Below are 16,136 nucleotides of genomic sequence, written 5' to 3'. Positions count from 1 at the left end.
CCACCGCCACCCGGCCACCAGCCGCGCACACCAACTACCCCCCTCGGGTTGGGCGCGGGCCGCCCCCCCCCACCCCCCGCCCCCCCCGCCCGGTCTCGCGTCTGCGCTCCACTTCCGAGACGCACGGCACCGACACGGTGCGGATCGACCCTGCGTCCGTCGGCGACCTGGTCATCGGCTATGCGCCCCAGCGTGACGGCGCCCCGGATGCCGGCGAGATCATCTGGACGTGGGTGCCCTACGAGGAGAACGACGGCAGAGGCAAGGATCGGCCCCTGCTGGTGATCGGGCGGCAGTCATCCGATCGCGTCTACGCCCTGCGGATGACGAGCAAGCCCCACGACGGTCGGCGCGACTTCCTCTCGATCGGTTCCGGCGCCTGGGACGCCCAGGGAAGAGAATCCTGGGTCGACATCGAGCTGCTCTACAGCGTCCATGAGACGGGACTGCGGCGCGAAGCCGCGGTGCTCGATCGGTCTCGCTACCGACGCGTCTCCACCGCTCTCACCGGCCGCTACGGGTGGACCGCGGGCTGACCCGCGAGATCGGCGCAGGCACCCGGCTGAGCGCCCATACGGCGACAGCAGCCACGAGCAACGCGACCAGCAGGGCGGCGACGGTGGTGGAGAGCGACACCACACCGCGCTCGGGGAGCAGGAAGCCGTACGGCACCCATCCGTCTGTGACGCCGCGGCCCAGCACGACGAGGAGCCAGAGCATCGGATAGGGCAGCACCAGCCAGAGCAGACGCCACGGCTGCGGGGGCCGATCGCCCACACACAGCCAGTCAAGCACCAGCAGCAGCGGGAAGACGGTGTGCAGCACCAGGCTCACCCACGCGGGAGCGCTGCCTGTGCCCGGCACGATGAGGTTGTAGACGAGCGCCACCACGATCATGCAGGCAGTCGCCACTGCGCGCGCGGTGGCGAGACCCGCCGGGACGCGGCGTCGACGGAGTCCGAGCAGGCTGGTGCTCAGCAGGATGAGGCACGCGAGCAGGCTCGTCAGATTCGTGAAGTAGCCGAAGAAGTCGAAGAGGCTCGGCCCCTGTCGAGGAATCCCGATGACGTAGGTGAAGACGAGGATGCCGATCACCGCCGCCCCCACGATGCCGCGAAGCGCCGAGACACGGCGGGAGGGGAGTGCCTCTGTGCGCATCGCCCCAGCCTAGGAGCGCAGTGGAGGCAATCCGTTGCGGCGGGCACTGCGAACAACCTGTGAGTCGCACACAGCGGCGAAATCAAGGAGGAATCATGCGCTTCATCCCCACCAAGGTCCACGGCATCCTCGACTACATCGTCGGTGTGGCTCTGATCGCAGCGCCGTGGCTGTTCGGCTTCGCGGGCATCGGCGGACCCGCCGTGATCATCCCGATCGTGCTCGGCGTCGGCCTCATCGTCTACAGCCTGTTCACCAAGTACGAGTGGGGCCCCTTCGGCTTCATCCCGATGCCGGTCCACCTCGTCTTCGACATCGTCGCCAGCCTCTTCCTCGCCCTGTCGCCGTGGATCTTCGGCTTCTCGACCGAGGCGCCGAACGTCTGGGTGCCTCACGTCGTCGTCGGCGTCGCCGTGATCCTCGTGGTCCTGTTCTCGCAGCCGCAGCCCGCGAAGGTCAAGGCAGCCCGCGCCTGACGCTCTGCACTCTGAGGCCCCGCACGGAACCACGGTCCCGTGCGGGGCTTCAGTTCTGCGATGCGCGGCTCACCCACTGCGCATAGAGCTGCCAGGGGTCGGCCACCGTGCGGAGTCCGGCGATGTGGTTCTCGAGATGCGGTGTGAGGGTGAACCACTCGCCGCCCTCTCGGATGTCCGCGAACTCTCTATGTCGCGCCTGTTCGATCTCGCGTCCTCCGGGTTCGAACGCGAGGAGCTCTTCGTGTCGGATGCTGCCCAGGCGCTGGCGCGGGCGGCGACTCGTGCCGATCTTCACCCGACGCGCGTAGCGGATGTAGTAGACGACCTCGATCACCGGACGCGGGAGATCGGGGTCGGGGGAGTCGCCGTAGCGCCACCCGCACCAGGCACACATCAGAGCGCCGGACACCCGCACCGCGTCGGCGTGGCCGCACAGGGAGCACGGGCTCGGGAGCTGGAGGGGCGACACCGTCGGGACTCTACCCGCGGCCGCCGACGTCAGACCTCGCCGCGGCGCCGCTTGCGCCCGCGGGGCACCCAGTTCCACCAGGTGAAGTGGTGGTCGCCCTGCTCGACGTCGAACTCCTGCCCGCAGACCGTGCACTCGCAGAGGTAGGTCATCGACCAGCCCGGTTCGCTCGTCGATCGGATCACGATGTGGCCGGCGGCCTCCTCCTTGCGCGGATCGTTCGTGAGGATGCCCGGGTACGCGGCGCACCAGCACTTCCCGTCGCGATACTGCTCGATCTTCGTGAGTGCATGCTCCAGATGCCCGTTGTTGGAGTAGATCATTCCGCCCAGATCGAGCGCGCCCGCCTTTCGTCTGATCCTGGGCAGGGCAGCGACCAGGGGGTCGAGTTCTCCGGGGTCCCGAGAACCGATCGTCTGCCAGAGCGCGTGGATCACACGGCTGCGATCGCCGGAGAGGAAGTCGTCGAGCAGTGTGGTCACCCGGCCAGGCTAACAAGCCCGGATCGTCCGAACCGACGAAGAAGCCCCGCACGACTTCAGGTGTGCGGGGCTTGTATCTGTGGGCGATACCGGACTCGAACCGATGACCTCTTCCGTGTGAAGGAAGCGCGCTACCAACTGCGCCAATCGCCCATACCCGAGGGGTACGTCAACCGATACTACCGGACGCTCGGAGCCGTCGCGCACCACCGCAGCGGACACGCGCGAGATTCGCTCCCGGTTTTGACAGTGGTCGATCATCGGCTAATGTTTCATAAGTGCCCGGGACAACAACCGGGAACAACGCGGATGTAGCGCAGTTGGTAGCGCACAACCTTGCCAAGGTTGGGGTCGCGAGTTCGAGTCTCGTCATCCGCTCAAGTGCAGGGGCCTTCTTCGGAGGGCCTTCCGCACGTGGGGTCAATCCACACGGTGGCGTGGCCGAGCGGCTAGGCACCGGCCTGCAAAGCCGTTTACACGGGTTCGAATCCCGTCGCCACCTCTCACAAACTGAATAGCCCACATGGGCGCGATTGGCGCAGCGGTAGCGCGCTTCCCTGACACGGAAGAGGTCACTGGTTCGATCCCAGTATCGCGCACAACGAAACCCCCGGCCTTCCGGGGGTTTTCTCGTATCTACGGACCGTGGTGGCACCGTACCGCCTCGTGCCGGCGACCGTGCGTCGATGCCCGGATCGTGAGCATGAGTGACGGCGCCCGTCATGTCTGCTATATCTGTCACAAGGGAACTCGGACGAGGTATCGGCGGCAGCTCAGAGGCAGCGGCGACACTTCGCTCGCTGAAATCTGGGGACGCATGCACACTCTCTTTTCGCGCGCGAGCGCAACAGCCGTCATCGCCGCGATCGCTGTGGTCGGCGGCCTGTGGGCTCCGCCGGCGATGGCCGCATCCGGCGAGAGTCGGGGCATCGAGGCTGAGGCGCTGGCATCGGGTGCGACCATCTCGGGCACCGTCACGTCGGACTCCGGTGCGCGCATCGACAGCGGGAACTTCGGATGGATGTTCGCGATCCCCGTCGGCGCCGGAGGAGATCCGTGGGCGCAGGGCGTCGGCTCTCGATGGTCAGTGATCACCGATGGCAGCTACACCATCACCGACCTCCCGGCCGGCGAGTACACCGTGCAGTTCCGTTATGGATGCGACTGCGGCGGGCCCGATGAGCTGCCCGGCGCACCCTGGGTGGAGGAGTTCTATCAGAACTCCCTCGACCTCGCCGGCGCCACACCCGTGCGCGTGGGCGCAGATGAAGCCGTGAGCGGCATCGACTTCACGCTCACTCCTCGCGTCCAGGGAGAGCGCCCGCGGATCACGGGAACCCCGGTGGTCGGAAGCACCCTCACCGCGACCACCCAATGGTGGACGTCCGGCACGACCTCGACCTATCAGTGGTACGCCGACGACGTCATCATCACCGGTGCGACCGCTGCGACGTACAAGCTCACGACTGTGCAGGCGAGCACGGCGATCTCGGTCTCGGTGACCGGGGCGATTGCCGGACACGTGTCGAACGGCGGGACATCGCGGCCGACCGAGAAGGTGCTGCTCTCCGGCTCCCCGTCCATCTCGGGCACCGCCGCAACGGGATCGACCCTGACGGCGAATCCGGGGACATGGACCGCGGGCACCTCCTTCAGCTACCAGTGGTTCGCGGGCAACGTCGCGATCGGCAATGCCACGGCGTCGACGTTCATCCCCACGCCCGCTCAGGCCGACACGCAGATCTCGGTGAAGGTCACCGGAACGCTCGGCGGCTACCCGACTGTCAGCGCGACCTCGGCGAAGACGGTGAAGCTGGCGCGTGCCGGAATACCGACGATCAGTGGCACCGCTGCGGTGGGCTACACGCTCACGGCGTCGCCGGGCACATGGACCACAGGTACGACCTTCACCTACCAGTGGTACGCCGACGGCATGCTGATCAGCGGGGCGCGGGCCTCCACATTCGTGCCGCCCTCCACTCTCTCGGGGAAGCAGATCTCGGTGAAGGTCACCGGTGCTGTCACCGGGTACCCGACCGCCGCCATGGCCTCGGGCAGGACGACGAAGCTGGCCCTCGTCGCCACTCCGACGATCAGCGGCGCCGCGGTCGTGGGCGGCACGCTGACGGCCGCACCCGGTGCCTGGACCGCCGGAACCGGATTCACGTACCAGTGGTACGCCGGTTCCGCTGCGATCTCGGGTGCCACCGCGAAGTCCTTCACGCTGACGGCATCCCAGTCCGGCGCTCAGATCTCGGTGAAGGTGACAGGCACGCTCGCCGGTCACACCACCGTGGCCAGGGTCTCGACCAAAACCCTCAAGGTCCTGCTCGCCGCCACTCCGACCATCAGCGGCACCGCGGTCGTGGGCGGCACGCTGACGGCCGCACCCGGTGCCTGGACCGCCGGAACCGGATTCACGTACCAGTGGTACGCCGGTTCCGCTGCGATCTCGGGTGCCACCGCGAAGTCCTTCACGCTGACGGCATCCCAGTCCGGCGCTCAGATCTCGGTGAAAGTGACAGGCACGCTCACCGGTCACACGACCGTGTCCAAGGAATCGGTGAAGACCCCCAGAGTTCTCGTCGCCGCCACACCGACCATCAGCGGCACCGCAGCCGTGGGCAACACGCTGAAGGTCACGCCCGGCAGCTGGACCCCTGGCACCACATTCACCTATCAGTGGTATCGCAACGGCAGCGCGGTCCCGGGTGGGACAGCTGCTGCGTATCCCGTGCGTCCGACCGATGCTTACGCCACGCTATCGGTCAGAGTGGCGGGGACCAGGTCGGGATACGCCTCGGTGACGAAGGCGAGCGTCGCGACCGTGCCTGCGACGGGAAAGGTCTACGGGAACTGCGCCGCGCTCAACGCGGACTACCCTGACGGCATCCGCAAGAACGGAGTCACCACGGACGAGAAGTCCGGGGTCGCGAAGCCTCTCGTCGGCAACCCCTACGAATCGACCTCGATGTACAACCGCCAGTCGATCGCGCGAGATGCCGATCGAGACGGCATCATGTGCGAACGCTGAGTCCCGCCGCGCGATGAGAACGCTTCGGATCCCGGCTCACGAGTTGTAGGGCTCGTGCGTGTCTCGACGTCGGTCTTTGCCCTCGTCGATCCACCGTGTGTGCGCCCTCAGGCCGTGGAAGACACCGAAGCGGATCACCAGGTACGCGAGCAGCAATCCGACGAGCAGAAAGATCAGCCAGATCGCGATACCGAGGACAGATGACAGGGCGAAATGCGCAGGGAAGTCCATGGACCGACCGTATCGTGCTGCTCGACCCGCGCGAGCGCCGGGAGACCTGTGGGTGGACCCGTCTCAGCTCGGCGCAGGCGGGGAGCGCTTGACGATGTCGTAGGCGGCGAGCGCCGCCTTGCGCGTCGCCGCGAGATCGACGATCGGCTCGGTCGGTGCATCCGCTGCCCACTCCGAGATGTACAGCCCCTGCGGATCGAACTTCTTGGCCTGGAGCTCGGGGTTGAACACCCGGAAGTACGGCGCCGCATCGGCCCCGGACCCTGCGACCCATTGCCAGTTGAACGGATTGCTCGCGCCGTCGGCATCGACGAGGGTGTCCCAGAACCACTCCTCGCCGCGCCGCCAGTCGATCAGGAGGTTCTTGACGAGGAATGACGCGGTGACCATGCGCACGCGGTTGTGCATGAAGCCGCTGTGCCACAGTTCGCGCATGCCCGCATCGACCAGCGGGATGCCGGTGTCGCCGCGCTGCCACGCGGCGAGCTGAGCAGGGTCGAGGGGCGGCCAGGGGAACGCGTCGAACTGGCGGCGGAGGTTCACGGTGGCCAGATCGGGGGAGTGGAACACGGTGTGCCACGCGAACTCCCGCCAGCCCAGCTCCGAGAGGAATCCTGCGGCGCCGTGAGCGTCGACGGCGTCGTGCCAGACGGTGAACGGGCTCAGCTCGCCCCAGCGCAGTCGTGGCGAGAGCAGTGAGGTGGCACCGGCGGACGGCTCGTCCCTCGCGCGGTCGTACGTGCCGATGTCATCGTGGAGGAACGACGTCAGACGAGCCCGTGCGGCGGGCTCGCCGGGCTCCCACGTGTCGCGCAGACCGCCCGCCCAGTCCGGTCGGGTCGGCAGGAGATCCCAGTCGTCGAGGTCGTCGGAGGTCGGCGGTGGCGACACCCCGTCGAGGCTTCGCGGCGCGGCGAGCGGTGCGCGGGGTGCGGGGAGGGCGAGGCAGGCTCGCCAGAAGGGAGTGAACACCGAGAAGTGGGTCCCACCCCCGGTCTTCACCGTCCAGGGTTCGTGCAGCAGGGAACCGGCGAAGGAGGCGACCTCGAGCCCGTCATCACGGAGCGACGCCTTCAGGGCAGCGTCGATGTCGCGCTCGGCTCCGCCGTACCGGCGGTTCCAGAACACCGCGCTCGCCCCGGTGTCCGCCACGGCCTCGCGGACGACGCGCTCGGCGGGCCCACGCCGCAGCGTCAACGTCGCCCCGAGGTCTTGCAGGCGACCGCTCAGCGAGGCGAGCGAATGGTGCAGCCACCAGCGCGCAGCGCCGCCGAACGGCCGGATCCCGGGCGACTCCTCGTCGAGGACGTAGAGCACGACGATCGGCTCGTCACGGTCGATGGCTGCGCGCAGCGCCGGGTTGTCGGCGAGGCGGAGGTCGTCACGGAGCCACACGATCGAGGGGGAGGACATGGCTCCATTCTCGCCCGCGCGACGGAATCGGCGGGCAGGGGTTGCGTGCCGCGCGCCTCAGCGACTACGACGCCGCGGGCGAACAGCAGGAACAGGATCGGGAGCAGTCGCCCACAGTGCCCAGAGCACCAGCAGCGGCTGGAAGAACAGTCGGCCGAAGCGTCGCGCCTCGGTATCGAGACCGGGGGTCGAACGGTGGGTGCGCCACTGGTGCACGTTCCCCGGCAGGACGGCGACGAAGAACGCGGCCGTCGCGACGCCGATGCGTCGTCTCTCCTTCGGCAGCGCGAGGAGCCCGACCGCGAGGGCCACCTCGGCGGCGCCGGAGGCGATCACGATCGCGTCCTTGTCGAGGCGGGTGGCCTTCGTGGCCCAGTCCGGGACGACGACCCGGAAACCTCGGGTGCTCACGAAATGGACGATGCCGATCGCCCCCAGGGCGAGTGCGAGGATCCAACGCGCCAGTGCTCTGATCATCCGCTCACGCTACCCCGGCGCGTCCGAGGGCCCGCTGTTCGCCGGGGCGCGTCGCAGCGGGTCAGTCGACGAGGAGCCGACGATCGGCCTCCCACAGACGGAAATCGTCGGCGATCTCGGGGGCGTGCGTGTGATGAAGATAGTGCTCGCCGTCGAGGGGGATCACGGTTCCGTCGTCGACCTCCGCTGCCTGGCTCTCGTGCAGGTCGAGCCAGTCCGGATTGCCGGCATTGTCGGCGACCACGAACAGAAGGACGGGGAGTGCGACGGGAAAGCCGGTGCCCGCGGCATCCGCGAAGTTGGTCCTGATGCGGTTCATCTCGTCGAGGTAGGTGGGGGTGAGCGAGTTCCGGTTGCTGAGCAGCGACATCTGTTCGCGCGCGTCGTCGTCGTAGTCGAGCCCGTCGAGACCGTCGCCGGACGCGTGCGCGACCAGGCGGATCAGGCCGAGATTCTTGGCCGCGGCCAGCAGACCGGTGGGGAAGACCGTGTCCATGTTCGGCTGGCCCGGCACGCTGCTGTCGATCCCGACGAATGCCGTCACCTCGTCGGCGTACCGGTTCGCGTACTCGATCGCGTACAGGCCCGCGATCGAGTGCCCCATCAGCACGTAGCGGTCGACCTCGAGCACCTGCAGCGCCTCGTGGATCTCGTCCACGATGTTGTCGGTCGTCCTCGCGCGTTCGGTGCCGTCGCTCAGGCCGTAGCCGAACGGCTCCACGACGATGACGCGGTGGTCCTGCGCGAGTTCTGCGACCAGAGGCTCGAAGTCGAGGGCCGGCGAGGCGGTGCCGAAGCCGGGGAGCAGGACGACGTCCTGATCGCCCTCGCCGCCGACGACCACGTTCATCGACCGTCCGTCGACGCTCACGGTTCGACCGTACGTCTCTATCCGGTCCTTCTCCGTCTCGGTCGACACGGCGTTCACCACGGTGGTGGTCGTCAGTCCGACCGCCAGCAGGGTGCCGACGGACCCGGCGACGATGAGGGCTCTTCTGAGAGACGTGCGCACGATGGCCTTCCCGGCGCGCACGGGGTCGAAGGGGTGGTGCGCGACTGTCCTCCCAGCCTGGAGCAGGAGTTCCACCGGCGCGTCAGCCCGCCGTGGACACCTCGGTACCGCGTTCGCAGTACGCGGAAGTCATCCGCCGGGCGGATCCGCGGCGGGCGCACACACGAAATACTGGATGTATGCCGACCACCCGTGCCCGCCGTCACGGGTTCGGGATGTCCGATCTCCTCGCCGTCGCGCTGATCGTGTTCTTCGCCGTGCTGCCGTTCCCCGACGAGACCTTCCGGGCCGAGGGGATGCTGCTGATCCCTGCCCTCGCACCGGCCCTGATCGTGCCCTTCCGGGGCAGGTGGCCGATCACCGCTCTGGTCGTCAGCCTGGCGTGCGTCGTCGCCGTCGCCGCGTCAGGGTCGATCTCTCCCAGCGCGCTCCTCGCCGTCGCGATCGCCTGCTTCGCGGTGGTCGATCGTCTCGGGCGACGCATCGGGCTGCTCTCCCTCGGCGTATCGGTCGCGGTCGCGTTCCTCGCCGACGCCTGGGCGCTCGGCGGTGATCTCCTCGATGCGACGGCGCTGCAGTTCATCCTGATCATCGTCCTGGGTGGCGCCCTGGGGGACACGGCCCGGTCGCGGCGGGAGTTCATCGCGGCGATGACCGAACGCGCAGAGCGGGCCGAGCGGAGCCGCGACGACGAGGCGCGCAGACGGGTCGCCGAAGACAGGGTGCGGATCGCCCGTGACCTGCACGACGTGGTCGCACATCAGATCGCGGTGATCAGCCTGAATGCAGGCGTCGCCTCCACGTCTCTCGAGACACGGCCCGAGCGTGCGCAGGAGGCTCTGGCGACGGTGCGCAACGCCTCACGGACGGTCCTCGCCGACATCGGGGGACTCATGACCCTGCTGCGCGCCGAGCCGGACGACGATGAGGGCGAGCTCCGTCCGCAGAGCGGGCTGGGAGACCTGGAGACGCTGTTCTCCGGCTTCCGCGCGGCGGGACTTCGCATCGACCTGCGGGATCCTCACCCCGGATTCGATCTGTCGCCGGCCGGCGATCAAGTCGCGTACCTGGTGCTCCACGAGGCTCTCACCAACGCGCACAAGCACGGCCGCGGCGGCACGGCGACCGTCGCCTTGCGTGCCGAGGGCGCAGCGGTGCACCTGACGATCGTGAACCCGGCTGCGGACGACGCGTCGAGTCCTCTCCGGGCAGGACACGGGCTTCGCGGTCTGCAGGAGCGCCTCACGGCGGTCGGAGGTGCCATGCACGTCGGCAGCGACGGCGGGGTCTTCTCGCTCGAGGCGTGGATCCCGACCGAGACGGCCCCGACCTCGTGACGATCTCGGTGCTCGTCGTCGACGACCAGCCTCTCGTGCGGCTGGCAGTGCGGGACATCCTCGTCGACGGCGGTCTTCTGGTCGTCGGGGAGGCGTCGGATGGACGCGCCGCGGTGCGCGCGGCCATCGAGACCGCGCCCGATGTCGTGCTGATGGACATCAGGATGCCGGAGCTCGACGGGATCGCCGCCACGGCTCTGATCCGTGCGAACACGGACGCGAGCGCGGACGCGTCGCACCGGCCCCGAGTGCTCGTGCTGACGACGTTCGAGGACGACGAGAACGTCGTCGCGGCGCTGCGTGCGGGCGCGAGCGGATTCATCGGCAAGGGGGCCGAGCCCGACGAGATCGTCCGCGCCGTGCGCACCGTGCACCAGGGCGAGGCACTGCTCTCGTCATCCGCGACGCGAGCACTGATCGCGCGTGCGGTAGGTCGCGGCGGCGCGCGGCGTTCGGAGCGGTGGGAGGCAGCGCTGACGCCGCTGACGCCACGGGAGCGCGAGGTTCTCGAGCTCGTCGCCGAGGGGCTCACGAATCAGGACATCGCCGCCCGCCTGACGATCTCGCCGCACACCGCGAAGACCCATGTGAACCGGATCATGACGAAGGTCGCCGCGAGCGACAGGGCACAGCTCGTGATCCTCGCCTACGAGTCAGGGCTCGTGACCGCCGGGGAGTGATCCTCGGCTCGCGGGTCTGCGCCACACTGGGATCCATGACCGTCCTGCGCATCAGCATCCTCTTCGTGCTCGCCGCCGTCGCCGAGATCGGCGGAGCCTGGCTGATCTGGCAGGCGATCAAAGAAAACAGGGGGTGGGTGTTCGCGGTGCTCGGGGTCATGGCGCTCGGCGCGTACGGCTTCATCGCGGCCCTGCAGCCCGATGCGAACTTCGGGCGCGTGCTCGCCTCGTACGGCGGTGTGTTCATCGCGGGATCGCTCGCCTGGGGCATCATCGTCGACGGCTTCAAGCCCACCGTCTGGGACTGGGTCGGCTCGGCGATCGCCCTGGTGGGTGCGGCCATCATCATCCTCGCGCCGACGGCCGCGAACACCGCGACCGAGACGGCGTCGTAGCGGTCAGCGGCCCCCGGGCATGCGAGTAGCCTAGATCCAGACCCAGATGGAGTGTGCAGTGCCTGAAAATGCTCAGCCGAAAGACGGCTTCGCCCTGTTCTCTGACCGTTCAGTCGTCGCGATGCGCGTCAACGGAACCCTCAAGGACCTCGCCGCGACAGTGACGGATGCCGACGAGGTCGAGCCGGTCACGATCGACAGCCCCGACGGACTCAACATCCTCCGTCACTCGGCCGCGCACGTGCTCGCGCAGGCGGTGCAGCGGATCAACCCGCAGGCGAATCTCGGCATCGGCCCGCCCATCACCGACGGCTTCTACTACGACTTCGGCGTCGACACCCCGTTCACGCCCGAGGACATCAAGGCCATCACGAAGGAGATGCAGCGCATCGTCCGCGAGGGACAGCGCTTCGTGCGCCGCGTCGTCACCGACGACGAGGCGCGGGCGGAGCTCGCGGACGAGCCGTTCAAGCTCGAGCTCATCGGTCTGAAGGGCCCTTCGGCAGGCTCAGGGACCGTGGGAAAGGTCGAGGGCGCATCCGTCGAGGTCGGCGAGGGCGAGCTGACGATCTACGACAACACCACCCGCGACGGCGAGGTGGTCTGGAAGGACCTGTGCCGCGGACCGCACCTGCCCAACACGCGCATGATCGGCAACGGCTGGGACCTGACCCGCATCGCCGCCGCCTACTGGCGCGGCAGCGAGAAGAACCCGCAGCTGCAGCGCATCTACGGCACGGCATGGCCATCGAAGGACGAGCTGCGCGAGTATCAGCACCGTCTCGAGGAGGCCGCCAAGCGCGACCACCGTCGCCTCGGCAAGGAACTCGACCTGTTCTCGTTCCCCGAAGAGATCGGCTCGGGGCTCTCGGTCTGGCACCCCCGTGGCGGTGTCGTGCGCGGCGAGATGGAGCAGCATGCGCGAAAGCGCCACATCGAGGGCGGGTACACCTACGTCTACACGCCACACATCTCGAAGGAAGACCTCTTCCTCACCTCGAACCACCTCGTCACGTACAAGGAGGGCATGTACCCGCCGATCGTCATGGACGAGGAGCGCGACGACGAGGGCAACATCACCAAGCAGGGCCAGGACTACTACCTGAAGCCGATGAACTGCCCGATGCACATCCTGATCTACAAGGAGCGTGCGCGCAGCTACCGCGACCTGCCGCTGCGGTTCGCCGAGAACGGCACCGTCTACCGCAACGAGCTGTCCGGCGCGCTGCACGGGCTGACGCGCGTCCGCGGCTTCACTCAGGACGACTCGCACCTCTTCGTCACGCCGGATCAGCTCGAGGGCGAGGTCGCGAAGGTCCTGGAGTTCATCCTCTCGATGCTGCGCGATTTCGGTCTCACCGACTTCGAGCTCGAGCTGTCGATGAAGGATGACGAGAAGTCGAAGTGGATCGGCTCCGACGAGTTCTGGGATTCGTCGACCGATGCTCTGCGTCGTGTCGCCGTGGCCTCAGGCCTGAAGCTCACCGAGGTGCCCGGCGAGGCCGCGTTCTACGGCCCGAAGATCGACCTCAAGACGCGCGACGCGATCGGCCGCACCTGGCAGCTCTCGACCGTCCAGGTCGACCCGAACCTGCCGGAGCGCTTCGAACTCGAGTACATGGACAAGGACGGCCAGAAGAAGCGTCCCATCATGATCCACCGCGCGCTGTTCGGCTCGATCGAGCGCTTCTTCGCGATCCTCCTCGAGCACTACGCCGGCGACTTCCCGGTGTGGCTGTCTCCGGTGCAGGTCGTGGGCATCCCCGTCGCCGACGAGTTCGCCGACTACCTCGGAGAGATCGTCGACACGCTGCGCACCCAGGGCGTCCGTGCCGAGCTCGACGCGTCGGACGACCGGATGCAGAAGAAGATCCGCACGCACACCACCGGCAAGGTGCCGCTGCTGCTGATCGCGGGGGAGAAGGACCGCGATGCGGGCACCGTCTCGTTCCGCTACCGCGACGGCACCCAGGAGAACGGCGTGCCGATCGCCGACGCCGTCGCCCGCATCCGTGCCGCGATCGACGCGCACACGCTCGTGCAGACAGCAGGGGACCTGGCGTGACCACACCCTCGGGGCCGTGGGAGGACGCCGGAGAGTTCGCCGGAGTCCCCGACGAGTTCCAGCGACTGTGGACGCCTCACCGGATGGCCTACATCCAGGCGGGCCCCGAGCCGCTGCGCGAGGAATGCCCGTTCTGCGAGGCGCCGAAGCATCCGGATGCCGAGCGGCTGATCGTCGCCAGGGGCGAGACGGCGTACGTGCTGCTCAACCTGTTCCCGTACAACTCCGGTCATTTGCTCGTGTGCCCCTACCGGCACATCGGCACCTACGACCAGGCGACGCCCGAGGAGGTCGCCGAGATCGGGGCGCTGACCCAGACGGGCATGCGCGTGCTGCGCGAGGTGTCACGCTGCGACGGCTTCAACCTCGGTATGAACCAGGGTGCTGTCGCGGGTGCGGGCGTCGACGGTCACCTGCACCAGCACATCGTGCCGCGGTGGACGTCGGACGCCAACTTCTTCCCGATCATCGCGAAGACGAAGGCGCTGCCGCAGCTGCTCGGCGAGGTGCGTGAGGCCGTCGCGAACGCGTGGCCGGCCTCCGGTCGCTGAGTGTCGGACGCGTTTCGTCTCGCTTCGCTCGCTCAACGAGCGGGTGTCCGTCGCGAACGCGTGGCCCACGCCATGACACCGTTCAGCGCACCTGTCGTGCGCTGAACTGCATCCGCGGGTTCGCGTAGAACTCCTGCGCCTCGACGAGCCGCAGCTCGCGCGCACCGGCCTCGAGGGTCGCGGCGAGCAGGTCGAAAACACTCGACGCCGTGCGCTCGAGGGCCGTCTTCGCGTCGCCGGTCTCGACGTAGTGGGCGGTGAAGAGCGCCGCGGTCACGTCTCCCGAGCCGTTCGCCTTCATCGGCAGTCGGGGCGTCTGCACGATCCAGGCTCCGGCCGAGTCCGCCACGAGCATCTCGATCGTGTCCTCCTCGCGGTCCGGTCGCTCGACGCTCGTGACGAGGACCGTGCGCGGGCCCATGGCCATGGCCAGGTCGACCGAGGCGAGCGTCGACTCGAGCGTGTCGGGCTCGGTGCCGGTGAGAAAGCCCAGCTCGAACTGGTTCGGGGTGATGATGTCGGCGACCGGCACGACCTTCTCGCGCAGCAGGATCGGGATCGCCGGCGCGACGAAGCATCCGGACTTTGCGTTCCCCATCACCGGATCGCAGGCGTACACGGCGTCGGGGTTGGCCGCCTTGACTCTGGCGACCGCGTCGATGATGACGTCGCCGATGCCCTCGCCGCCCTGGTAGCCGCTGAGCACCGCGTCGATCTCTCCGAAGACGCCGCGTTCCTCGATCCCGGTGATGACCTCCCGCACGTCGTCGGGGGCGATCAGCGGCCCGCGCCAGGCGCCGTAGCCGGTGTGGTTGGAGAAGGTGACCGTGTAGACCGGCAGCACCTCGACGCCGATGCGCTGCAGCGGGAAGACCGCGGCGGAGTTGCCGACGTGGCCGTATGCGACGGCTGACTGGATGGAGAGGACCTTCATTCCCCGATCCTTTCGTTCAGGGCGGGAGGGAGTCCCGCCGCGGGGGTCATCGGGTGGCCGCGACGAGGTCGGCGACCAGGGTGGCCGCATCGTCGTCGGACAGATCATGCACCGTCAGGCGCAGGTGGTGCGAGGGGTCGGCGCGCTCGTCGAGGGCGAAGTCGTCGCCCGTGCGGGCCAGCCAGCCACGACGCATGAGCCGCTCGGCGACCAGACGCGCCGGCTTCGGCAGCTCGAGCCACAGGCTCAGGCCTTCGGTGGGCGCGCAGGCGAGGCCGTGCTCGTCGAGTCGCGCGGCGAACGCGGCGTTCTGCGAGGCGTAGTGCTCACGGGCCGCACCGATCCTCGCGACGACGGACTCGTCCGTCAGCTGCGTGAGCGTCAGTCGCTGGAGCAGATGGCTCACCCACGTGGTTCCCGGGCTGAGTCGCATGGCGAGGCGCTCGTGCGTGGTCGCATCGGTCGCCGCGATGGCGAGGCACATATCGGGACCGAGGAACTTCGACACGGAGCGCACGAGTGCGAAGCGGCGGTGGCCGGGTCCGATCAGGGTCTCGTAGGGGCGCTGCGCGAGCAGGGAGAAGTGGTCGTCCTCGATGATCAGCACGTACGGATGGTCGGCGAGCACGGCGCGCAGGGCGGCTGCGCGGGCGGGAGTGAGGCTCGCGCCGGTGGGGTTCTGCGCGCGCGGCGTGCAGATGACCGCCCGGATGCCGGCGTCGAGCGCGGCACGCAGTCCCTCGACCGTCATCCCCTCCTCGTCGACGGGCACGGGGACGGCCCGATAGCCGCCGAGGCGGACGGTGTGGATGCTGGCGAGGAAGCACGGGTCCTCGAGGGCCACCGCGTCGTCGCGCATGAGCGCCTGGGCGAGCAGGCGCTCGACGGCGTCGACGGCGCCGCTCGTGACGGTGATGCGGAAGTCGAGCGGGTCGAGATCCTGGGCGATCCACTCGCGCGCCCACTCGTCGAGACCCCGGTCGATCACGGGTTCGCCGTAGAGCACGGGGCGCCCGGCGACGGTGGCGAGGGCCTGGGACGGATCGGGGATCAGACGCGGATCCGGATTGCCGGTGCCCACGTCCCGCAGCACGGTGTCGGAGGCGTACCCCTCCTGCGCGACCGACTCATGACCGGTGATGACCGTACCTGCGCGCCCGCGGGAGAGCACGATCCCGGCCTGCGCCAGCTGGCGGTATGCGGCGACCGCCGTATTGCGGTTCACGCCGAGCGAGGTGGCGAGCTCCCGCACGGGCGGCAGCGGGCTGCCCGCGACGAGCACGCCGCGGTCGCGCAGGTCGCGCACGCTGTCGGCGATGTCCGCTGCGGTCGTTCCGATGATCTGGTCGCTCATTGCTCCTCGTCTCCGATTCTAGGTCGTTACCGACAGTGCTACTGTTTGGCCTAGATCAAACGAGA

The 16,136-nt window shown here is 68.5% G+C and carries 17 protein-coding genes and 4 tRNA genes; 11 read left to right on the top strand and 10 right to left on the bottom strand.

The annotated features are described in order from the left end of the window. Positions 1-137 precede the first annotated feature (137 nt). Positions 138-536 (top strand): type II toxin-antitoxin system PemK/MazF family toxin, encoded by a 399-nt coding sequence (locus ABTZ43_RS03790; RefSeq protein ID WP_502885314.1) that lies wholly within the window; start codon positions 138-140, stop codon positions 534-536. On the opposite strand, the gene ABTZ43_RS03785 is transcribed toward ABTZ43_RS03790, so the two are convergent. Next, positions 505-1,158, bottom strand: a complete 654-nt coding sequence (locus ABTZ43_RS03785) for a Pr6Pr family membrane protein (protein ID WP_350537859.1) — start codon at positions 1,156-1,158, stop codon at positions 505-507. The genes ABTZ43_RS03790 and ABTZ43_RS03785 overlap by 32 nt on opposite strands. A 95-nt stretch (positions 1,159-1,253) precedes the next feature. Here ABTZ43_RS03785 and ABTZ43_RS03780 point away from each other — a divergent pair, with 95 nt between their 5' ends. Continuing rightward, entirely contained in the window at positions 1,254-1,634 is a 381-nt protein-coding gene (locus ABTZ43_RS03780; RefSeq protein ID WP_230108218.1) for an SPW repeat domain-containing protein, read from the top strand. Positions 1,635-1,683: 49 nt separating this feature from the next. Here ABTZ43_RS03780 and ABTZ43_RS03775 read toward each other — a convergent pair whose 3' ends face one another. The 3 genes from ABTZ43_RS03775 to ABTZ43_RS03765 form a co-directional block, all read right to left on the bottom strand. Then, positions 1,684-2,106 (bottom strand): GIY-YIG nuclease family protein, encoded by a 423-nt coding sequence (locus tag ABTZ43_RS03775; protein ID WP_056417743.1) that lies wholly within the window; start codon positions 2,104-2,106, stop codon positions 1,684-1,686. A gap of 29 nt (positions 2,107-2,135) precedes the next feature. After that, on the bottom strand, positions 2,136-2,588 hold the full coding sequence (locus ABTZ43_RS03770; RefSeq protein WP_056417739.1) for a hypothetical protein: 453 nt from the start codon (positions 2,586-2,588) through the stop codon (positions 2,136-2,138). 80 nt (positions 2,589-2,668) lie between these two features. After that, positions 2,669-2,741: transfer RNA gene (locus ABTZ43_RS03765), tRNA-Val, on the bottom strand. A gap of 152 nt (positions 2,742-2,893) precedes the next feature. On the opposite strand from ABTZ43_RS03765, the gene ABTZ43_RS03760 reads away from it, so the two are divergent. From ABTZ43_RS03760 to ABTZ43_RS03745, 4 genes are all read left to right on the top strand, one after another. Continuing rightward, positions 2,894-2,966 (top strand) — tRNA-Gly (locus ABTZ43_RS03760). Between the two features lie 53 nt (positions 2,967-3,019). Then, a tRNA-Cys gene (locus ABTZ43_RS03755) sits at positions 3,020-3,090 on the top strand. A gap of 25 nt (positions 3,091-3,115) precedes the next feature. Further along, positions 3,116-3,187 (top strand) — tRNA-Val (locus ABTZ43_RS03750). Between the two features lie 218 nt (positions 3,188-3,405). Beyond that, positions 3,406-5,622 carry a hypothetical protein gene (locus ABTZ43_RS03745; RefSeq protein WP_350537858.1) on the top strand — a complete coding sequence of 739 codons (2,217 nt, stop codon included), beginning with the start codon at positions 3,406-3,408 and terminating at the stop codon, positions 5,620-5,622. 36 nt (positions 5,623-5,658) lie between these two features. Here the strand turns inward: ABTZ43_RS03745 and ABTZ43_RS03740 are convergent, their stop codons facing one another. The 4 genes from ABTZ43_RS03740 to ABTZ43_RS03725 form a co-directional block, all read right to left on the bottom strand. Then, positions 5,659-5,853 (bottom strand): hypothetical protein, encoded by a 195-nt coding sequence (locus ABTZ43_RS03740; protein WP_056417733.1) that lies wholly within the window; start codon positions 5,851-5,853, stop codon positions 5,659-5,661. Between the two features lie 63 nt (positions 5,854-5,916). After that, positions 5,917-7,266: a cryptochrome/photolyase family protein gene (locus ABTZ43_RS03735; RefSeq protein WP_350537857.1), complete on the bottom strand. Its 1,350-nt coding sequence runs from the start codon at positions 7,264-7,266 to the stop codon at positions 5,917-5,919. Positions 7,267-7,323: 57 nt separating this feature from the next. Continuing rightward, entirely contained in the window at positions 7,324-7,743 is a 420-nt protein-coding gene (locus ABTZ43_RS03730) for a DoxX family protein (protein WP_350537856.1), read from the bottom strand. Between the two features lie 61 nt (positions 7,744-7,804). Next, positions 7,805-8,755, bottom strand: a complete 951-nt coding sequence (locus ABTZ43_RS03725; protein WP_350537855.1) for an alpha/beta hydrolase — start codon at positions 8,753-8,755, stop codon at positions 7,805-7,807. Between the two features lie 179 nt (positions 8,756-8,934). Between ABTZ43_RS03725 and ABTZ43_RS03720 the strand changes: the two genes are divergently transcribed. From ABTZ43_RS03720 to ABTZ43_RS03700, 5 genes are all read left to right on the top strand, one after another. Continuing rightward, a complete protein-coding gene (locus ABTZ43_RS03720) occupies positions 8,935-10,092 on the top strand; it encodes a sensor histidine kinase (RefSeq protein WP_350537854.1) in 1,158 nt (385 codons plus the stop codon). Continuing rightward, positions 10,059-10,772, top strand: coding sequence for a response regulator transcription factor (locus ABTZ43_RS03715; RefSeq protein WP_350537853.1), 714 nt, complete (start codon positions 10,059-10,061; stop codon positions 10,770-10,772). The genes ABTZ43_RS03720 and ABTZ43_RS03715 overlap by 34 nt, the downstream gene beginning before the upstream one ends. A gap of 35 nt (positions 10,773-10,807) precedes the next feature. Further along, a complete protein-coding gene (locus tag ABTZ43_RS03710; protein WP_056419572.1) occupies positions 10,808-11,167 on the top strand; it encodes a YnfA family protein in 360 nt (119 codons plus the stop codon). A 121-nt stretch (positions 11,168-11,288) separates the two neighbouring features. Further along, a complete protein-coding gene (gene thrS / locus ABTZ43_RS03705; RefSeq protein ID WP_350537860.1) occupies positions 11,289-13,232 on the top strand; it encodes a threonine--tRNA ligase in 1,944 nt (647 codons plus the stop codon). Beyond that, a complete protein-coding gene (locus tag ABTZ43_RS03700; RefSeq protein ID WP_149422995.1) occupies positions 13,229-13,783 on the top strand; it encodes an HIT family protein in 555 nt (184 codons plus the stop codon). Before thrS ends, ABTZ43_RS03700 begins: the two co-directional genes overlap by 4 nt. Before the next feature lie 82 nt (positions 13,784-13,865). Here ABTZ43_RS03700 and pdxY read toward each other — a convergent pair whose 3' ends face one another. Then, complete coding sequence (pdxY, locus tag ABTZ43_RS03695; RefSeq protein ID WP_350537852.1) at positions 13,866-14,717, bottom strand: pyridoxal kinase PdxY; 852 nt, start codon at positions 14,715-14,717, stop codon at positions 13,866-13,868. 46 nt (positions 14,718-14,763) lie between these two features. Beyond that, complete coding sequence (locus ABTZ43_RS03690; protein WP_253386116.1) at positions 14,764-16,071, bottom strand: aminotransferase class I/II-fold pyridoxal phosphate-dependent enzyme; 1,308 nt, start codon at positions 16,069-16,071, stop codon at positions 14,764-14,766. Positions 16,072-16,136 lie beyond the last annotated feature (65 nt).

It is taken from the genome of Microbacterium sp. NPDC097977 (genome assembly GCF_040302605.1).
GTDB lineage: Bacteria > Actinomycetota > Actinomycetes > Actinomycetales > Microbacteriaceae > Microbacterium.
Note: the sequence above shows the minus strand (reverse complement) of the source record. Positions and strands in the feature narration are given on the sequence as shown.